The 19,080-nt window shown below is 68.4% G+C and carries 15 protein-coding genes; 12 read left to right on the top strand and 3 right to left on the bottom strand.

The window, feature by feature from the left end; genetic code table 11:
• Nucleotides 1–239: 239 nt before the first annotated feature.
• The 7 genes from E1166_RS00080 to E1166_RS00045 all read left to right on the top strand — a co-directional run bounded on the left by E1166_RS00080 (nt 240) and on the right by E1166_RS00045 (nt 7,662).
• Nucleotides 240–1,250, top strand: a complete 1,011-nt coding sequence (locus tag E1166_RS00080) for a LacI family DNA-binding transcriptional regulator (protein ID WP_132334554.1) — start codon at nt 240–242, stop codon at nt 1,248–1,250.
• Nucleotides 1,251–2,093: 843 nt separating this feature from the next.
• Nucleotides 2,094–3,260 (top strand): glycosyltransferase, encoded by a 1,167-nt coding sequence (locus E1166_RS00075; RefSeq protein WP_132334552.1) that lies wholly within the window; start codon nt 2,094–2,096, stop codon nt 3,258–3,260.
• Nucleotides 3,257–4,576 carry an aromatic ring-hydroxylating dioxygenase subunit alpha gene (locus tag E1166_RS00070; RefSeq protein WP_243710038.1) on the top strand — a complete coding sequence of 440 codons (1,320 nt, stop codon included), beginning with the start codon at nt 3,257–3,259 and terminating at the stop codon, nt 4,574–4,576. Before E1166_RS00075 ends, E1166_RS00070 begins: the two co-directional genes overlap by 4 nt.
• Entirely contained in the window at nt 4,573–5,085 is a 513-nt protein-coding gene (locus tag E1166_RS00065) for an aromatic-ring-hydroxylating dioxygenase subunit beta (RefSeq protein ID WP_132334548.1), read from the top strand. Before E1166_RS00070 ends, E1166_RS00065 begins: the two co-directional genes overlap by 4 nt.
• A 446-nt stretch (nt 5,086–5,531) precedes the next feature.
• On the top strand, nt 5,532–6,740 hold the full coding sequence (locus tag E1166_RS00055) for an MFS transporter (protein WP_132334544.1): 1,209 nt from the start codon (nt 5,532–5,534) through the stop codon (nt 6,738–6,740).
• A gap of 3 nt (nt 6,741–6,743) precedes the next feature.
• Nucleotides 6,744–7,136: a carboxymuconolactone decarboxylase family protein gene (locus E1166_RS00050; RefSeq protein WP_132334542.1), complete on the top strand. Its 393-nt coding sequence runs from the start codon at nt 6,744–6,746 to the stop codon at nt 7,134–7,136.
• On the top strand, nt 7,126–7,662 hold the full coding sequence (locus E1166_RS00045) for a hypothetical protein (RefSeq protein ID WP_132334541.1): 537 nt from the start codon (nt 7,126–7,128) through the stop codon (nt 7,660–7,662). Before E1166_RS00050 ends, E1166_RS00045 begins: the two co-directional genes overlap by 11 nt.
• On the opposite strand, the gene E1166_RS00040 is transcribed toward E1166_RS00045, so the two are convergent.
• Complete coding sequence (locus tag E1166_RS00040) at nt 7,605–8,261, bottom strand: NAD(P)H-dependent oxidoreductase (RefSeq protein WP_132334540.1); 657 nt, start codon at nt 8,259–8,261, stop codon at nt 7,605–7,607. The genes E1166_RS00045 and E1166_RS00040 overlap by 58 nt on opposite strands.
• A 393-nt stretch (nt 8,262–8,654) precedes the next feature.
• Between E1166_RS00040 and E1166_RS00035 the strand changes: the two genes are divergently transcribed.
• The 3 genes from E1166_RS00035 to E1166_RS00025 all read left to right on the top strand — a co-directional run bounded on the left by E1166_RS00035 (nt 8,655) and on the right by E1166_RS00025 (nt 12,144).
• Nucleotides 8,655–10,442 (top strand): hypothetical protein, encoded by a 1,788-nt coding sequence (locus E1166_RS00035; RefSeq protein WP_243710037.1) that lies wholly within the window; start codon nt 8,655–8,657, stop codon nt 10,440–10,442.
• A gap of 150 nt (nt 10,443–10,592) precedes the next feature.
• Nucleotides 10,593–11,063, top strand: a complete 471-nt coding sequence (locus E1166_RS00030; protein ID WP_132334539.1) for a hemerythrin domain-containing protein — start codon at nt 10,593–10,595, stop codon at nt 11,061–11,063.
• A 202-nt stretch (nt 11,064–11,265) separates the two neighbouring features.
• Complete coding sequence (locus E1166_RS00025; protein ID WP_132260803.1) at nt 11,266–12,144, top strand: sulfotransferase domain-containing protein; 879 nt, start codon at nt 11,266–11,268, stop codon at nt 12,142–12,144.
• Nucleotides 12,145–12,175: 31 nt separating this feature from the next.
• Here the strand turns inward: E1166_RS00025 and E1166_RS00020 are convergent, their stop codons facing one another.
• Nucleotides 12,176–14,014 carry a glycoside hydrolase family 15 protein gene (locus tag E1166_RS00020; RefSeq protein ID WP_132260802.1) on the bottom strand — a complete coding sequence of 613 codons (1,839 nt, stop codon included), beginning with the start codon at nt 14,012–14,014 and terminating at the stop codon, nt 12,176–12,178.
• Between the two features lie 485 nt (nt 14,015–14,499).
• On the opposite strand from E1166_RS00020, the gene E1166_RS30665 reads away from it, so the two are divergent.
• Nucleotides 14,500–15,051, top strand: a complete 552-nt coding sequence (locus E1166_RS30665; RefSeq protein WP_165944183.1) for an alpha/beta hydrolase — start codon at nt 14,500–14,502, stop codon at nt 15,049–15,051.
• A gap of 3 nt (nt 15,052–15,054) precedes the next feature.
• A complete protein-coding gene (locus E1166_RS30660; RefSeq protein ID WP_165944182.1) occupies nt 15,055–15,567 on the top strand; it encodes an RICIN domain-containing protein in 513 nt (170 codons plus the stop codon).
• A gap of 136 nt (nt 15,568–15,703) precedes the next feature.
• Here E1166_RS30660 and E1166_RS00010 read toward each other — a convergent pair whose 3' ends face one another.
• Complete coding sequence (locus tag E1166_RS00010) at nt 15,704–18,316, bottom strand: hypothetical protein (protein WP_207913828.1); 2,613 nt, start codon at nt 18,314–18,316, stop codon at nt 15,704–15,706.
• Between the last annotated feature and the right edge of the window lie 764 nt (nt 18,317–19,080).

Below are 19,080 nucleotides of genomic sequence, written 5' to 3'. Positions count from 1 at the left end.
CGGTTCGACAGAACATAGGTCCGACCGAACCCCCGGTCAAGAGGCGACGGCAGGTTCAGTATCCTCGGCTGAGGTCGGCTCGCAGCCCTCGGCTCGTCCCGTTGACACCGGCTGTCGATCAAACCTAGGCTGGTCGAATCGGTTCGCTGCACGCGACACCTGATAGCGACGGCCGGGCCGGACGGTGCGCGAAACTGACCACGCGCGTCACAGCAGCGACGCGACGGGCGAGGAGTGAGATGAACATCGGGGAGATCGCCCGTCGGGCCGGCGTGTCGCGCAGCACCGTCTCGTACGCGCTCAGCGGCAAGCGAGCGGTCTCCGACGAGACCCGGCGGCGCATCCAGGCCGTCATCGACGAGCTGGACTACCGCCCCAACGCCGCGGCCCGCGCGCTGAAGGAGGGCCGTACCCGCACCCTCGGGCTGGTGATACCGCCAGCCAGCCTCCGGCTGACGGACATGCAGCTCGGCTTCGTGGCCAGCGTGGTCGAGGCAGCCGCCCGCGCCGACCTCGATGTGCTGCTGTCTCCCTCCGGTGGCGACCACGACCGGTCCTTCGAACGGATCGTCAGCGGTCGCCGGGTCGACGGCGTCATTCTCATGGAGATCCGCCTCGAAGACGAACGTGTCACCCGCCTGCGGCAGACCGGCCTACCGTTCGTCACCATCGGCCACACCGCCAACCCGGAAGGCACCTGCTGGGTGGACGTCGACTACGCCACCCTGGTTGCCCGCTGCGTACATCACCTGACTGACCTCGGTCACCGCCACATCGCACTGGTCAACCGGTCCGCCGAGCTGGTCGCCTCCGGTTACGGTCCCGCCCAGCGTGCGCTGGTCGGCTTCACCGAAGCCATCGCCCAGCGTGGCCTGACCGGAGTCGACCTCTGCTGCGCTGACGACGCCACGGCAGGCGAGGAGTGCCTGCGACGGCTCCGCGACGAACACCCGGACGTAACCGCGATCGTCACCATCAACGAAGCGGCCCTCCCGGGCATCCAACGCGCCCTGGAACAGGCCCGCATCGCGGTGCCCGCAGACCTTTCCATCACCGGCGTTCTGGCCCGCCACTGGGCCGAGGACTTCCGCCCGCCGCTGACCGCCGCGGACGTGCCGACCGAGATGGGCACGCGCGCCGTCGACCTGCTCCTCGAACGCATCGCGACCCCCGACGAGCAGCCCCGGCACCTGTTGTTCACCCCGCCGATCTCGCTGCGCGGCAGCACCGGTCCTGCTCCGCGCCGGTAGGCCCGCCGTACCCGCAACCTGGACGGGCCCGGTAGGCAGGCAAGACAAATGGAAACGTGATCAAAGACAGGCTTCGGACCACGCATCGTGACAGTGACCGCCGTAGACCGCGGACCTGGACAACACCTTGATCGCCAGCGTGAACCGTTCGGCGCACCTCATCCGACGAAGGGGTGTGACGAGGACGCCCGGTACCACACCGCCGCCGGGGCCAGCGCCAGTGCGGGGAGGGCTCCTGGCACGCCCGCGGGGATGGTGACGGTCATGGCGCTTGCCCGCAAGGGCGGTGGGAGCATCACCGGCCGGGTCTACGGTTGACCAAGGCCCTCAGCACCCTGATCCTCGCCTACGGCGACCGGATCACCATCCAACAACCTTGATCACACCCGCCCAACCACGGAAATCGACACACACCCGACGAAAACTCGGCAAGGTCAATGTCTCGTGTATCCCGTTGCGGGTTGCCGGAGGGATCTGCAGTTGCTGTAGGTCACGCTGAGCCCTCGGTCGGAGTTGCGTCCAGCGGAGTGGTGGTAGCTGACAGCCGCAAGGCGTTGACATCGATTGCACATCCCGGCAGGCTTTGTGTTCCGAGTAACGTTGATCGATGTGTCCCCTCCCCGATGGTGGCGAATGCGTAGAGCCTCGTAGCACACCTGGACGTCGACGGTCCCTTTCGCCTGCCGGGCGCTCTCGCCTGTCCGGGGGGGTTCTGCCGTTCGTGCGTCGCCGTCTCGACTCGTTTCTGCAGCCAGGGGATGTCGCGGTCGTGGCTGCTGTGGTGCATCCAGGGCCAGCTCTTGGGTCGGCCTGGTCGTCTTCTTCCGATGGATCGGAGATCTGATGCGCGTCGCCCTCCTCACCACGACTCAGCATGGTCACCTGAACCCGTATGTTCCGGTGGTCAATGCGCTCCAGAATGCCGGCAGTGAGGTTGCACTGCTGTTGTTGTCCGCCGACGGTGGCGCGCTCGACGAGCAGCGTCGCCAGGTCTTGGGAAAGGCGCAGGTCCACGCGATCGGGCAGGTCGAGATGGCGCCGTGGAGCGGCGATCCGGCGAAGATCGGCCCGATGCTCCGGTCGTCGCCGGTGGCAGACCAGACAGCTGACGCGCTCCGTGCGACGGCACCGGACTTCGTGCTCGTCGATTCGCTGCCGGTCACGGCGTCGGCCATGGTCGGCGCACAGGCGTCCGGCGTGCCGTACGGGATGATCTGGGCCAACCTGGGCGGAGTATGCCCGAGCGAGCATCGACGAGGTCGCTGGCCGTACGACGAGCAGGTCGGCGACTATCTGACCAGGCACGGGGTGTTGTGGTCGACCCGGACTCATTCGGCGCGTTCGCCGATTCTCAATCTGATGCCGACGATTCCTGCTCTCGTCGGAGACGACGCGGTCACCGACGACGGTGTGCAACTGGTCGGGTTGCCGGGTGCGGCGGGCACCCGCGGCGACGAGGTCGCCTTCTCGGGCCTGGATCGGATCGACCCCGACCGCCCGGTGGTGTACGTCTCCTTCGGCACGATCTTCTACCGGCGGCCGGACCTGCTACGCACGGTGATCACCGGGGCGGCGGCGACAGGTGCACAGGTGATCGCTGCGGTAGGAGATCTCGGCGAGGAGCTCGCGCTGCCCGACGACGTGCTCAGCGCCCCGTATCTGCCGCAACGTGAGGTGCTCGAGCGCGCCGACGTGTTCATCACCCATGGCGGATACAACTCCGTGGCGGAGTCGATCCGGGCGGCGACCCCGATGCTGGTGATCCCGCTGGCTGTGGATCAGCCTGTGCAGGCGTACTTCGTGGGTAGCGCGGGCTTCGGGACGGCGTTGGAGCCGGCCGGCGTCACCGAGCAGGCGGTCGCCGACGCTGTCACCGATCTGCTCGATCCCGCCCGGGACTACCGGGCCCGGCTGCGCGCTGCGCAGCCGGAGTGCGGCGATTCTGCCGTGCGCACGGCCGAGCTGGTCATCAGCACGGTCGAGACGCTACAGCGCAAGGGGGAGCAGTGACGATCGAACCGCAGCGGCCGGTCGGCGACCCGATCGTGGTCGATGATTTTGAGCGCCTCTCGTTCCGGGTGGATCGCCGCGCCTACACCGACGACGACCTGGCCGCACGGGAAACGACCATGATCTTCGATCGCTGCTGGTTGTACGTCGGGCACGAATCGGAGGTGCCCGGGCCGGGCTCCTACGTGGCACGCGACGTCGGCGGGCGCCCGGTCGTCATGGCGCGCGGGTCCGACGGGGTGATCCGGGTGTTTGCGAACAGCTGCACCCACCGCGGGGCGCTGATCTGCTCGCAGCCGGCCGGGCGGGCCAGATCGTTCCGGTGCCCGTATCACGACTGGACGTTCTCCATCCAGGGCGACCTGGTCGGGGTCCCGATCCCGGACGGGTACGGGCCGGGCTTCCGGAAGGCGGACTTCGGCCTGGCGCGGCACCGCAGTGACAGTTACCGCGGTTTCGTGTTCGTCACCTTCGATCCGGAGCAGCCGCGCACCTTGACCGAGTACCTGGCGGGTGCGACGGAGTACCTCGATCTGATCGACGACCAGTCCGAGGTCGGGATGGAGGTGATCCAGGGTGCGCAACTGCACGGAGCTCGGGCCAACTGGAAGCTCATGATGGAGAACAGCGTCGACATCTACCACTTCCGGGCCCTGCACAAGCGTTACGTCGGCTACATGGAGTCGCTGGGGTCGGTGCCACCACGACGACGAGGCGGCTTCGGCCGCGCCCTCGGACTGGGGCACGGAGCCAACGAGCTGCCACCGGCGGCGGCCCGCCCGCTGGCCTACTGGACGCCGATGTTCGGCGCCGAGGTCCGGCCGCGGATCGAGGCGACGGCCGCACGGTTCGTCGACCGGTTCGGCGCCGAACGCGCCGAACGGATCACCGGCACCAATCGTGCGGTGCTGATCTTCCCCAACTTGATGATCATCGACGCGATCGCGATCACGATCCGCAAGATCGACCCGGTCGGCGCCGGCCAGATGGCCATCACCTCGGTCGCCCTGGCCCCCAAGGACGAGGATCCGGACATCCGGGAACTGCGCAAGAGTCACTACCTGACGTTCCTCGGCCCCGCCGGCTTCGCCACCCCGGACGACATCGAGATCGTCGAGTCGTGCCAGCGGGGTTATCTCAACCGCACGGTCCGCTACTCGGATCTGTCACGGGGTATGAACAAGGAGGTCCCGGAGACGACCGACGAGCTTCCCGCCCGCGAGTTCTGGCGGCAGTGGGACCGGCTGATGCACGGCGACGACGGTCACCTCGAGGTCGCTCACCGGGGCGAGATGCAAGGGGCAGAAGCACGATGACCACCGAGCTGACGGTCGACGAAGCGGCCCAGGTGCGGTTGTGGCACCGGGTGAGCCAGTTCCTCTTCCGTGAGGCGCGGCTGCTCGACGAGTGGCGCCTGCGCGAGTGGTACGACGAGATGCTGACCCACGACATCCGCTACTCGGTGCCGGCCACCGACGTCCGCGGCGAGACGGCCGATGCGCTCGGGCTCATCGACGACGATGCTGCCCGGCTACGCCAGCGGATCGAACAACTCCTCAACGGTGAGGTGTGGTGTGAGAACCCTCGGTCGCGGACGAATCGGATGATCAGCAACGTGGAGATCCTGACCGACCGGGGCACGCACCTCGACGTGGCGGCGAATGTCATCGTGTACCGGTTCGGGCACGGACGCTCTGACGCTTACGTCGGCAAGTGCCGGTTCGAACTCGTCGTCGAGGGCGAGTCGTTCCGGGTCCGCAGACGGGTCGTGGTGCTCGACCACGAGACGTTGTACGAGCACGCAAAGCTCAGCATCATCCTTTGACTTCCTTCCCACCCCTCAAGGGCGGGGATCGCCTGGGTCACCCCGGGGGTCCTGTTTCCCAGCCGACCGCAGAAGGGAGGACCCTTGCTGTCTCCCATCAGCTCCGCAGGTATCGCCAGGGTTCTCCCTGGCTCCGGCTCGACCAGCCACAACGATGTTCGTCGCCGCGCTGACGTCCCGATCGTGTCGGGTGCGGCAGACCGGGCACGTCCAGTGGCGTGTGCCGAAGGAGATTGCGGCGAGCAGACGCCCCCGCGCCGAGCAGGTCTTGGACGACGAGTACCAGCGGTCGAGTCCGACCAGGACCCGGCCGGCACCCGCGGCCTTGTATTCGAGCTGGGTACGGAACTCGCCCCAACCGCAGTCGGAGATGACCCGGGCCAGCCGCCGGTTACGGATCATGTTCTTGGCGGAAAGGCATCCTCCGCAGGTACCTGTGATCGGACATGACGGCGACCGACCCTGGCAGCGGCCCACCCGTTGCCGTCGCCCAGCAGAGTCTCCCTCGCGAGGTCTACGTCCTCAGTGTCGTTGGTGGCTGCGTCATGCTGGGCCTGGGACTGGTGCTCCCGGTGCTCCCGGTGTACGCGGCGACGTTCGGGGCCGGGCCCACCCAGATCGGAGCGCTCGTCGCCCTGTTCGCGTTGATGCGACTGGCCACCAGTCCGTTCTGCGGCCGGCTCGGAGTTCGCTTCGGGGAGCGGCGAGTCCTGGTCGCCGGCCTGCTGCTGTGTGCGGTCTCCTCGGTCCTGACGGCGTTCGCCGGGTCCTACGGGCAGCTGCTCGTGTTCCGCAGCCTCGGCGGCGTCGGCTCAGTGCTGTTCTCGGTGTCCGCACTGGCGACACTCCTGGCGATCGCGCCGGCCGACCAGCGGGGCCGGGCCAGCGCCGTGTTCGAAGCGGGCTTCCTGCTCGGCGGGATCTGCGGACCAGCACTGGGCGGACTCCTCGCTCTGATCGCCCTGTCCGCGCCGTTCGTGGCCTACGCCGTGCTGTTGCTAGCCGCCGCGGCGCTGACACTGGCGGTGCTGCGCACCGGCCGAACTGCCGGCGCGGGGCCTGGCCGCGACGTGGTCCGGCTACCGGTCCTACTGCGGGACCGACGCTACGTGGTGGCTTGCCTCGCAGCGTTGGCGCAGGGATGGGTCTTGTTCGGGCTGCGCAGCGCGCTGGTCCCCACGGTGGTTGTGGCGTGGCGACATGACGTGACGTGGGTCGGGTGGGCGTTCACGATATCCGCCGTCGTCCAGGCGCTGCTGATCATGCCGGCCGGCCGGGTTGTCGATCGGGCCGGCCGCCGGTCCGCCATGATCGCCGGCACCGGTGTGGCCGCGGTGGCGATCACAGGCCTGGTGTTCGTGGACAGGTACGCCTGGCTCGTCGTCCTGCTCAGTGTGTACGCGGCGGGATCGGCGCTGCTCAACGCCGCACCGGCCGCGCTGATCGGTGACGTCGTCGCCGGCCGGGCCGGCAGTGGCGTCGCCGTCTTCTCGATGTGCACCGATGTCGGCGCCGTCGTCGGACCGGTCGTCGTTGGGCTCATCGCCGAGCGGGTGAGTGTTCCGGCCGCCTTCGGCAGCGGCGCCGCGCTGCTGGTCGTCGCCTTCGTGGCGTCGGGGACGTTGACAACTGTTCGGCCAACACGAAGGAGTTGATCGATGAATCAGCCGTCTGCCCGTCATGAGCGGGGTGAGGCCATGTTCCAGCAGGTCTTCGGCCGCGTACCGCGCCCGGGTTCCTACCCGGAGTTCCTGCAGATCACCGTCGACCACCTGTTCGGTGAGATCTGGACCCGCCCGCACCTGAGCGTCGAGGAGCGCGAACTGGTCGCGCTGACCGCGGTCACCCTGGCGCGGACCGATTGGGAGTTGCGCGGCCACATCGGTGCCGCCCTGCACCTCGGGATGTCGCGAGAGAAGATCGTCGAAGTCATCATTCAGCTCGCCTACTACGGTGGCTGGCCGGTCGCCAACAACGGGCTGCGCGTCGCCCAGGAGGTCTTCGCCGAGCTGGACGGTGCCACCGGGAGGGACGCGGACCATGACCAGTGAACCGTCTCCCCTCGACCCGGACGAGAAGGTCGACCTGTGGCGCCAGCGGTTCTTCGAGGCCCAGGCGGCCGCAGAGGAGTTCATCCTGGGAGAGCACGGCGAGGAAGGCCTGGCTGCGTGGATCCAGGCAAACTCCCGCATCACCGCGGAACTACTGCGGGCGCAACGGCCCGCCGGGATATCCACCACCGATCACTTCATGACGCGGCTGCAGCGTCAGCTGTTGCTGTACGACTCGGCAGTGACCAGTGAGCCCCAGCCCTCGGGCACCGTCCTGCGCAACGCCGACTGTGGGATCCTCCGGTACCGCAAACGGGCCGCCCGCGCCGGCGTCGTCCTGACGTTCTCGTCACCGTGCCCGTACTGCCAGGAACTCAACACCGCCATCGCCGCCCGCTACGTGGAACCGGACGTCACGGTGTCGTGCGAACAGGTGGGCGACGGGTGCACCTGGCGCGCGGAGTCTTCTCAGGCTCCAGGAGAGGACGCGGCCGGGTCACCGCAGCGCGGACGAGCCGGTGACTGAACCAACGGCAGTGCCCTGCGGTCGTTGGCCGGCGACCGGTTGCCGTCGAGCGTCATGCCGAGTTGCCGGCCCACGGCCACACACAGGTCGAGCGCCGCGGTGCGGGTCAGGTCCTGATGACCGTTCTGGGTGAGGCACGCCGACGCCACGTTCTTGTTCCGTAGGCGCAGGTACCACGGGAACAACGATCCCAGTGCAGGCTCGGTCAGCATCGTGCGCGAATGCACGATCGTCCCCACCAGCAGGTTGCCGAACGGGCGTTGGCTGGCGTTCATGAAGCTCTTCAAGCGTTCCTGGAAGATCTTCAGCACCGCGGGTACGTTCCCCGCGTACACCGGCATGGCGAGCAGCATCGCCTGCGCACCCTCGGCCAGATCGACGACATGCTCGAAGTCGTCGTCGAGCGTGCACCGGCCCACCTCGGGATCAAGGCAGGTGTCCTCGCCCTCACACATCGCGATGCGATGGTCGATCAACCGAATCCGCTGGATCTCCGCGTCACTGACCTCCCGGACGACGCCGGTGATCGCCGCCTCGAGCAGCGCGTCGGTCAGCGACGGGAGACGCTTCTGCGTACAGGACAACGCAACGATCTTCATCCGAAGGGCCTCCCCTGTCCGCTCAGCGCCACCCAAGACCGGCCATCTGACGAGGCTCCCCGTGGCCGCGCACTGAGGCAGCCTGAACCTACCCACAATCGAGCACCATCGAAAGGTATCGAAAGGGGTCTGTCTCGCTGGAGGTGAGTCGTCCCGGCTGCGAACCCGGACTCCGAACCGCCCCGGCCGGAATCTCCTTCACCCGCAGCCACCGCGGCGAAGCCGGAGCGGTTTCCAGGACTACCCGACCTCAGGTCGCCTATGGTGGGAGCGAGGAGGCGGACACGAGTCGCCAATCGCCGCCGAGGATGGCGAACGAGCAGCATGCCGCGCTTCCTGACGGCTGCCCGGACGGCAGCAGCGTGAGCGCACCCGCGCGGGTGCATCCGCGCCATGTCGGAGTGGGTTGAGCTGTCGGGCCGCTTCCCGGTGCCGGTCCGCGCCGCCCGTCAGGTGAAGGACGCCGCCCGTCAGGTGGCGGACCAGTCACCGGGGGAGTGCTCGCCGCGTCCGCCCGGGCAGCGGAGAGGGGGCAAGGTGCGTCCCGAGCGGGTACGTCTGCTGTGGCTGCTGGTGCTGGCGGCGATACCGCCAGCGGCTGTGGCGGGTGTGCTCCTGGCGGTCGACTTCACCTCCGCGCTCGGTCTGGCACCCCAGGTCAGCGCGATCTCGCCGTACGCCACGTTCTTCGATCTGCGCTGGGTGCTGGTGTATCACGACTCCTGGGCGATGTTCGCCGTCCTGTTGCCGGGTGTCATCGTGCTGCGCGGACTGTACGCGTCCGTGCTGGTCGCTCTCGCCTGGCCGGCGCAGCGGCCGAGACCGTCGTATCGCCGGCTGGCCGGCCGTAACCTGGTCTACTCGGCAGTGGCCCACCTGGTTCTCCTGCCGTGGGCGGCGATGGCCGTCGTGGCGGCGGACGTGTCGCTGGCCTGGTACCAGTTCATGGAGCTGGTGCCGCTGTTGATCCTGGCGCCGTGGCTGCAACGCGGCGGTATCGTGCCGCGCTGGTGGTATGGCCTGCCGTCGGCCGGCCTGGTCGGCTGGTCACTGCTCAACTTCGTGACCCTCGCGCTGGGCGCCGTGCTCGTCTGGTCCGTTCCGCACCGGTGGACGGTGCTGGCGGCCGCGGCGACCGGCGTGGTCAACGGCCTGCTGTGGCAGCGCAAGGTGCGCGCGGCGGTGCTGCCCGAGCGGGTGCGATGGAGCCGGGTGCCGGTGGTCCCGTTGGTGTTGGCCCTGACCCTGGCCCCGCTGTTCCTCGTCGACGAGATCGAGGCCGGCGGCGCACGTGGTGCGACGTTGGCGACCGCGCCGATCGAGCGCCTACCGGAGTTCGGGGACCTCCGACACACGGTGATCTTCCTCGGTGGGTACGACTCCGGGTACCGGGGCGACGAGCCGGGATGGGCCGAGCCGCCCGTGGTGCGCTTCTCGTACCGGGGCACCGATGAGCGGGGTCGCCCGCGGCCCTACACGCCGGCCGACACGCACCAGTCCGTGCCCACCAGCGCCCGACTGCTCGCCCAGCAGGTGGAGCGGCTGTACGCCGGTACCGGTCGACCGGTGGCGTTGGTGGGAGACAGTGAGGGAGCACTGATCGTCCGCTACTACCTGGAACGCATGCGGCACCCGGCGGTCGACTCGGCGGTCATGCTCAGCCATGTGCTGCGAGCCGGTCGGATCTACTATCCACCACCGCAGGCGAGCAGTGGTTGGGGCGTCGCCACGGGTTGGTTCCTGCGGAACATGTTCGCGGTGATCGGCGTCGGGGCCCCCCTACGCGACGATCCCGAGGAGCCGTTCATCCGCTCGCTGTTGGACGAGGCCCCGTTCTACCGCAACGAGATGCTCTGCCCGGTGCGAGGCGTACGGCTGATCGCGATCCTGCCGTTGAACGACGCCATCGCGGTCCCGGCGGAACTCAACGCCGAGATCCCCGTGGTCGAGGTCGCCGGCCTGCACGGCCAGCTACTCCGACAGCGGCGTGTGCTGGCCACCGTGGCCGACCACATCGCCGGCAAACCGGTTCCCGAGCAGACCCGCTGGGACTACGCCATCCTCGAACGAGCCGCGGGGGCGTGGCAGGCGCCGCCGCTTCCGCTGGCACTCAACCCGGCCTGGCACGCCGAAGACCAACCCGACCGGGCCCTGCGCCCGGAACCCTGCCCGCCAACCTGAGCCGCCGTCGCCTTCTCGCTTCCGATGATCGCGGCTCAGCGCTAGGCTGGGCCACAGCGTCGCGTGCCGATGGCAGACCGTGCCAGGCATGGAGGCGCCGGACCGAAGGATGCACGACGATGATGATCGTTGTCCCTTCGCCCTCCACCCGTGGGTGAGGGCGAGAAGACCAGGCTGGTTGCCTGGAGCCGAGAGCTGCGCGGCGTCCACGACAGACTGCGCGAAGCACTGACCGTGACCCGGCAGGCCCTCGCCGCCGGCGAGCCGGTTGAGCCGGCGACCAGGGATCTGCTGTTGTTCTGCCACGGGTTCTGCATCGCGCTCACGGCTCACCACGAGGGCGAGGACCGTCACCTCTTTCCGGCGATCGCCGAGCAGTACCCGTGGCTGCGCGACACGCTGTACTACCTACGGCAGGACCACTCGATGATCGCTCACCTGTTGCTCGGACTGCAGGAGGCGGTAGCCCGGGCCGCCCCGCCGCCGGAACTGCACCAGCACGTGGAGGGCGTGGCGGCGATCATGGAATCGCACTTCAGGTACGAGGAACGCCAGCTGCTGACAGTTCTGGAGACACTGGCACTGGGCACCGACCCCGACGTAGTGCTGGGTCCTTTGTGACCGTCCGAGCCGCAGGGTGCCGACCCGACGATCTGCCGGGTGGTCGACGGATACCCTCTGGCCACCTCGTCGTTCGAGTACTGTCCCGAGGGCTCGTTGTCTGACAGCCAGCGCCCCGGTACATTCCTGGCTGTTGATTAATTCCGGTGCTGAGGCGAGGTGCGCGGTGCGGTCACCCGTGACGAGGTATCGAACTATATTGATGGATACCGAGCGATGGGACCATGTTCCGTTCCGTGCCGGAGACATCGTGATCTCTTCACCGCCGAAATGCGGTACGACGTGGACGCAGATGATCTGCGCTCTGCTGATTTTCCAGACACCCGAACTTCCTCGTGCCCTGGATGCCATATCCCGCTGGCCCGATGCGCTGACCCACCGCCTCGACGACGTGCTGGCCGATCTGGAAGCGCAGCCGCACCGACGCTTCATGAAGACCCACACGCCCCTCGACGGCCTGCCCTTCGACGACCGGGTGACCTACATCTGCGTGGCCCGGGACCCGCGAGACGTCGCGATCTCCTGGGACAACCACAGCGAGAACGCCGATCTCGATGTGGCGATGGCGATGCGTGCGGCCGCCGTTGGCCTCGATGATCTTGACCCCTCGGCGCCCACCGGGGTGCCGGAGCGGTCGGCGTCGGCGCGTGACCGGTTCTGGGCGTGGATCGACAACGACGACACGTTGATCGGCCTTCCGGCGCTGTGCCATCACCTGTCCACGTTCTGGCAGGCGAGGGACGAGCCGAATGTCCTGTTGCTTCACTACGACGACTTGAAGGCCGATCTTCAAGGGCAGATGCGCGGGCTCGCGGCCCGCCTTGGCATCGAGGTTCCTGAGCAGCGGTGGCCGGAACTGCTGAACGCCGCGAGCTTCGACGCGATGCGCACCCGCGCGGACGAGCTGGCGCCGGAGATCACGCTGTGGCGGGAGCCGCACCGCTTCTTCCATCGGGGCACCAGCGGCCAGTGGCGTGATCTGCTCGACTCCGACGACCTGCGGCGCTACGAAAGGCGCGTCCACGAACTCTTCGAACCGGACCTGGCCCGGTGGGTCCACCGCGGGCCGGTGGTCACCTGAGGCGTCGCCCCGACAGGCCCGGCAGCCCGGCCTACCGTCGTCGGCCCTCGGCGTCGAGCAGTTCGTCGAGCGTGACGGCCGTGGTGATGAGGGAGAGGTGGCTGAACGCCTGCGGGAAGTTGCCGATCTGCTGACCGGTGAGGGCGATTTCCTCGGCGTACAGGCGCAGGTGGTTGCTGAACGTGAACATCTTCTCGAAGGTGAGACGGGCGTCCTCCAGCCGCCCGGAACAGGCGAGGGCGGCCACGTACCAGAAGGTGCACATGTTGAAGGTGCCCTCGTCGCCGGGCAGTCCGTCCGGGGCCTCCGATGGCTTGTACCGGTGGACCAGGCTGTCGGAGACGAGGTCCTTGTCGATGGCGCGTAGGGTCGACTGCCACAGCGGGTCGTTCGGCGTGACGAACCCGACTGACGGCATGATGAGCAGCGAGGCGTCGAGGACGCTCTCGCCGTATGCCTGGACGAAGGATCGGCGGTTCCAGTCGTAGCCCCTGGCCATGATTTGGTTGTAGGTGGCGTCGCGGTGGTGGACCCAGCGGCTGACGTCGCCGGGGCGGCCGTGGCGGTCGGCGAGACGGATCGCCCGGTCGAACGCCACCCACGACATGAGCCGCCCGAAGGTGTAGTCGCGGGGGTGGCTGCGGCTCTCCCAGATGCCCGCGTCGGGCTGGTCCCAGTTGTCGCAGAGCCAGTCGACCAACCGGACGGTGCTCCGCCACACCTGGTGGGAGGCGCGGATGCCCTGCTCGTCGGCGAGGAGCATGGCGTCCAGGGCCTCGCCGTGGATGTCGAGCTGGAGCTGGTCGGCCGCGCCGTTGCCGATCCGGACCGGGCCCGACCCGCGGTACCCCTCCAGATGGGGGAGGATCTCCTCGTGCAGGTCGGACGAGCCGTCCACCCGATACATGATCTTCAGGGGCACGGCGTTGTTGCCGGCCTCCCGGATGCGCTCGTCGAGCCAGTTCGTGTACCGGGCGGCCTCCTCGGTGAAGCCCAGCCCGAGCAGGGCCCGCACCGAGAAGGACGTGTCGCGGATCCAGGTGTAGCGGTAGTCCCAGTTGCGGGTGCCACCCAACTCCTCGGGGAGTGAGGCGGTGGGTGCGGCGATCATCGCGCCGGTCGGCGCGTACGTCATGAGCTTCAACGTCATCGCGGACCGCTCGACCATCTCCCGCCACCGCCCCGTGTACCGGGAGCGGTCGAGCCACTGGCGCCAGTAGTCCCGCGTCTGTTCGAACAGCGCCTGTACCTCGGCGTACGGGACGCCCCGCGGGCCGTCCGGCGCGGCCGTCTCCATAATGATCGCGCCGGTGTCGCCCTCGTGCATGGTGGTCGAGGCGACCAGGTCCCCGTTGCGGTTCTCCAGGTTCTCGACCGGGATCAGCCGCCCGTCGGGGTGCGACAGATGCAGGGTGAGAGTGGCCGACGGCGCGCGGAAGACGGCCCCCTCGGGCTGGATGTGGAGTTCGTGCTGCTCGCGGCCGTAGTTGAACCGGGGGCGGCAGGCGGTGCGGAAGCGCATGTCGCCCCGGACCATGTTGATGGTTCGCACCAGGCGGTGCCGGTCGGTCGCCCGCTCGCCGGTGACCGGCATGAAGTCGACGATCTCACCGACTCCGTCGGCGCTGATGAAGCGGGTGATCAGAATCGGCGTGTCGGGCAGGTAGAGCTGCTTGCTCACGTACTGCACGGCGTCCGGCACCAGGGAGAAGTAACCGCCGCGGGTCCGGTCCAACAGGGCGCCGAAAATGCTCGGCGAGTCGAACCGTGGAGCGCAGAACCAGTCGATGGTGCCGTTGCGGGTGATCAGGGCCGCGGTCTGCAGGTCACCGATGAGACCGTGGTCCTCGATGGCCGGATAGTCCTCCATGCCGGCCCTTCCGTTCACGTCCGATACCCCTGGACCAGAGGCTAGACCGGCGCCAGGGGCGTGAGGGCGGAAACAGGAGCCGGGACACCCGCCCGGAGTACGCCGGACCGCCGCGCCCAGGGCAGCGGTCCGGTCAGCGACGTTGGTCGTGGGTAGAAGCAGCGGGCAAACGCACAAATGTTGACAGTCGTCGATTGAAGGGGTGGCGCATGCAGGACAAACTGTGTGATACGCCTGATCGACGGGTGCCCGGCAAGGCCAGAGGTGTGGGCAGCGGCATCCGCCAGCCGGGGCGGTGACGGGGTTTTTTGCATCGAGATCCGCCATGGCGTTTCGGCGCAGCTGACTTGAAACGTTACAGAGGTGTCGCATCCAATGGATCTTCACCACCTACGGTTCCGGCGTGTTGACTCCCCGCCACCGTCCGTCGGGGAACGGCCGACCTGCATGAACCATCACCACATCACGTAAGGAGGCACGTGCCGATGCAACGACGAACCCTTCTCCGGCTCAGCGCTGCCGCAGCGGCGGGCGCGGGCGTGTCCCTGCTCGGTTCCGGGCAGGGACACACCGCTCCCGTCAACCCTCTGGGAACGGCGCCGACCACCCCGTTCGCCGTGGGCGTGCGCCGCTACGACTGGCGGCGGGGCAGCCGCACACTGACCACCTACGTCTACTACCCGGCCACCGGCACCCCCGGCGGCAACCCCGTCACCAACGCCCCCGTCGCCGATGGGGTCTTCCCCGTCTACAACTTCATGATCACCCACGGCCTGCTCACCTCCTGGCCCGACAGCCGGATCATCTCCGCCAACCCGCAGTCCTGTGTCGACATGGGCAGCCCCGCCAGCTCGGTCAGGGCAAAGGTCCTGTTCGTCCACGGCGACCGGGACTCGACCACGCAGTACTCGTCCGCCCGGCAGGCGTACTCGCAGATGCCCGCGCCCAAGGCATTCCTCACCTTCGTCGGCGGCAGCCACACCAGCTTCTGGAGCGACAGGCGATTCCCCAACACCGCTGTCGACTGGGCGCGCTGAACCATGGACGACGACACCGCCGCCCGTGACCGTCTGCCCGCCGACGCGGGCGGCTCCGGCACCCGCTGGGAATTCGTCGCAGGTGGCGGCAATCCGGGTACGAGCTACTACAACCTGGTGGCCCAGCACAGCGGCAAGGCGTTCGACATCGACGCGCGATCCACCGCACCCGGAGCGCGTCTCATTCAGTGGACCGTCGGCAGCGGGACCAACCAGCAGTTCGAGTTCGTCGACGCCGGCGACGGCCACGTCCGGATCAGGGCCCGGCACAGCGGCCTGCTGCTCCAGGCAGCCAGTGACAGCACCGGCGCCACCATCACCCAGCAGCCCACCAGCACCTCCGCCAGTCAGCAGTGGCGCATCGTCGACCACGCAGACGGCACGGTCAGTCTCACCAACCGGCAGTCCGGCCTGGCCATGGACGTGTGGGAGGCATCCAGCGCCGACGGAGCCCGGATCTCCCAGTGGACCTACACCGGCAGCTCCAACCAACGCTTCGCGCGCCGGGCTGTCTGATCAACACAGCCGGCGAGGTCTCCGGTGTCAGGTTCTGCTGCTCGCTGAACCATCCACCGGAGACCTCGCCATATCTCGACCTCCGACGTCGAGCGGTCACGCCGGCTCAAGCACCGCCGCCGACTCGACGTAGGTCCTAGCGCACGCGTGCTCCGCGACCCACGACGTCTATGCCGTCAAGCGTGAAGGTCCCGCTGAGGACGCGTACCGTGATTCTGTGGTGGCGTTGCGGCAGGCCGCGCAGCCAGTACGAGGTCTGCCTCGTGCCGACGCTCCCGACCTGCTCAGTTCGGGGCGCCTGGTTGTCGATGCGTACCTCGAGGGTGGCCGGGCCGGTGGCCCCGAACAGGTTCAGCCCGGTGCCGGTGAAATCGAGCGCCAGCGACTGCCCGGCCGCCAGCCCATGCTGGGTGCGGTTGAAGTGCGCGAACCCGACCTGGTGGAAGGAGAACCCGTCAGGGTAGGCGATGCGGGCGTCGGCGTCATCGAGCTTTTCCGACTTCCAGGCATGGCCCTTGATCGGCGTGACCGCGAGGTTGTCGTACCGGGTGTTGTAGTACCCGCTCACCAGTGCCACCCGCCCGGCCAGCACCGGGTTGACCGAGGTGTCGACGTACGAGGTGAGCCGGTCACCGTCGAGCGTCGCGGTGATGACGTTCCCGCGAGCCTCGACGGAGAGCGTGTGCCACGCTCGGGCGTCGAACGTGGCCACGGTGCCCGAGGCGACGACGGTGTCGAGTTTGCGCAACTCCCAGCGGCCGTCCTCATGGACGCGGGCGGCGTAGGTGGCCTGGTCGCCGCCGCGGGCGTAGACCTGCCGCACGCCGAGGCCGGCGAAGTTCGCCAGCGTCGTGTCCCGGTCGACGAGGTCGAGCCGGAAGTCGATCGTCGCGGTGTAGTCGGCCCACCGGTGGTCGCCGAGCACCGTCGACGGCGCGGCCGTCGACGGCACGTTCTGCCGGCCGTCGCCCCACACGTTCCACAGGTAGCCCCGGTTGTCGGCGTGGTTCTGCTGCTGCAACACGTGGCGATGACGGCGGTCGCCGGAGGCGACCACCTCGAACGCGCCGTCCTGGTCGGCCGTGTAGCGGGGGGTGCCGGCGCGGCGCTCGAGGTAGCTCATCCGACGGCCGCCGACCACGGTGGTCGGGTAGTCGTCGTACTCGAAGTTGTCGCGGTAGGGCAAGGTGAGGATCTCGTCCCGCGCCCGCGGTGCGAAGTCGCCCGGCCGGTATGCCGCCGTGGTGCCGTGAACGCCCCGCGGCAGCGTCGACAGGGTGATGATGGAGTACGCCGGCACCCGCACGCGGTACACGTCGTGTTCGACGCCGCCGATCACCTCCGTGCGCACCGGCGCGTGGTAGCCGATGTTCTGGAAGTAGTTGGCGTCGTACGACTCGCCAGCGTCCGGGCCGCGCGTCTGCCAGACGTGCAGCGGACGACCTCGCCTGCCGAGGTCCGCCACCTTGACCTCGAAGTACCGGTCGGTCCGGGTGTTGTTGGCGTGCACCTGAGTCCACTGCGCAGCGCCCTTGCGGCCGGCAGGCGTACGCGCCGTCAGGACGGTACGGGTGGAGGTGTCGACGTTGGTGCCGCCGTCGCCCTTGGTGCCGTCGCCACCGGTGGCGCTTTCGATGTACTCCCAGCCACGGCCGATGAACTGGTGGAAGTGACGCACGGTGACGAGTCCGACGTCGCCCTCCCAGTACCCGGACCATGGGTCGGACGCGCGGATGAGGTGCTTGGGGGAGTACTGGGTGCCTTCGTACATGGCGCTGACGGCGGGCTGGAAGAGGAACGTCGTCATGTGCGCCGGGTCGTTTCCCGCCCCGCTCCACCGATAGGCGTTGATGAAGCGGTCGGCGATGTCGGCGGCGGACACGGTGCCCCCGACGCCACCCCTGGCCGGATCGGCGGCGAGGCGGTACTGCGGGTCGATCATCGGGGCGACACCCTCGGAGTACAGGATCGGCAGTCCGTACTCCTTGTTCAGCCGGGTGACATTCGGGCCACCCACGATGTCGTAGTGGAAGCCGAGGGCGTCGATGTGCGCCAGTGCTTCCGGGTTGGCGAGGATTCGCCCGGCGACGTTGTTGCCGTCCCGGTAGGAGTCGAGCGCGACGATCTTGATCCGCGAGTAGTCGTAGCGTGCGTCCGGCGCAGCGGCGTCACGCTGGAGCCACTTGGCGAACTGAACCGTCCAGTTGAGTTCGGACGCCTGGTAGGTGGCCTGCCGGACCTCGTTCTGCGCCGGGCTGATCCAGTCGAACTCGACGCCGAACACGTCGTGGGCGGCGTCGATCGTCTCCTTGTACCACTGGTACCGCTTGGTCCAGTCGTTACCGGTCCACGAAGGCTCGCCCCAGCGCAGCGCCTCGACCTCGATGTCGGGGTTGATCCTCAGCGCGTCAGCGATGAAGTGGAAACCGGCGCCGCGCAACACGTTCGCGGGCTCGTCGGCGCTGCGCTTCGTCGCCGGCTCGGCTCCGGACGAGCTGTTGCTGTCCGAGCCCAGCTCGACCTTGATGTGCGTGAGCCCCGCGCCGTCGACCGGGTCGAAGAGCAACCGCATGATCTTCCAGTAGGCGCGCGGGTTCTCCTCCTTGTAGTCCAGCAGCAGGTTCGACGTGTTGTTGCACGAGACCGAACCGAACCCACCAAAGACGTTGTACGCCGCGCCGGCCGGTCGGCGCTCGACATCGTCGCCGTCGACCACGATCTCCCGCCAGTCGATCGACGGATCATCCATGCGCAGTTCGTGCAACCCGGCTTCCGGCGCCGGCGCCGACCTCGCTTTGTGCGTGGGCTCCGCCGCGGCGGACGGGGCCAGCAGCCCGAGCGCAAGGGCCAGCACCGAAACGGTCGAGGCGGCGATGATGGGGACCCGTCGATGTCGAGGAGAGCTTGTCATAGGTGATCTCCTATCGTCACGCGGTGATCCTGTCGTAGTCGGTGCGGGCACGCAACGCCGTGTTCACCTGAGCGGAAGCCGGCGCGGGCGAGCTGAGCGAAGGGTGCCAGGACCTCCGCGACGCGGACCTTGACGCCGGCCAGTGGGTGAGGGCCGGGAATCGTCCACCGGACATTCGGCGCAAGGAAACGGCGCAGCGCGGTGAGGTCGCCGGCACCATACGCCTCGTAGTACGCGCGGATGAGCCGGACGTTCGGATGTTCATGGCGGTCGGGCGCCGCGGTCGCGGGGCTGCCGGTGGCCGCCGCCGAGATGGTGGCGCCGGCAACGCCGAGGCCGGCGGCTCGGAGCAGGTGGGCGCGGGAAACAGAGCGCTCTGACACAGGAAGTCCTCCAGATCGGTGACCGATATGGTCATCGTGCCGGTGGGACCGGCCTGGCGGCCAAGACCCGCGTTCATGCCCAACGGTTATCAAAATGTCCTGGCCCGTGCCGAGGCGGTGGGGTGAAACTGCGTGATCGAAGCGTCCCCCCACATAGCTCTCACTGGCGGGGGGACGCTTCGATCGGGAACGGGGCTACGAGGCGGTGCAGGTGGGGGC

It is taken from the genome of Micromonospora sp. KC213 (assembly GCF_004348325.1).
Classification (GTDB): domain Bacteria; phylum Actinomycetota; class Actinomycetes; order Mycobacteriales; family Micromonosporaceae; genus Micromonospora.
This window is presented reverse-complemented; position numbering and strand designations above follow the sequence as displayed.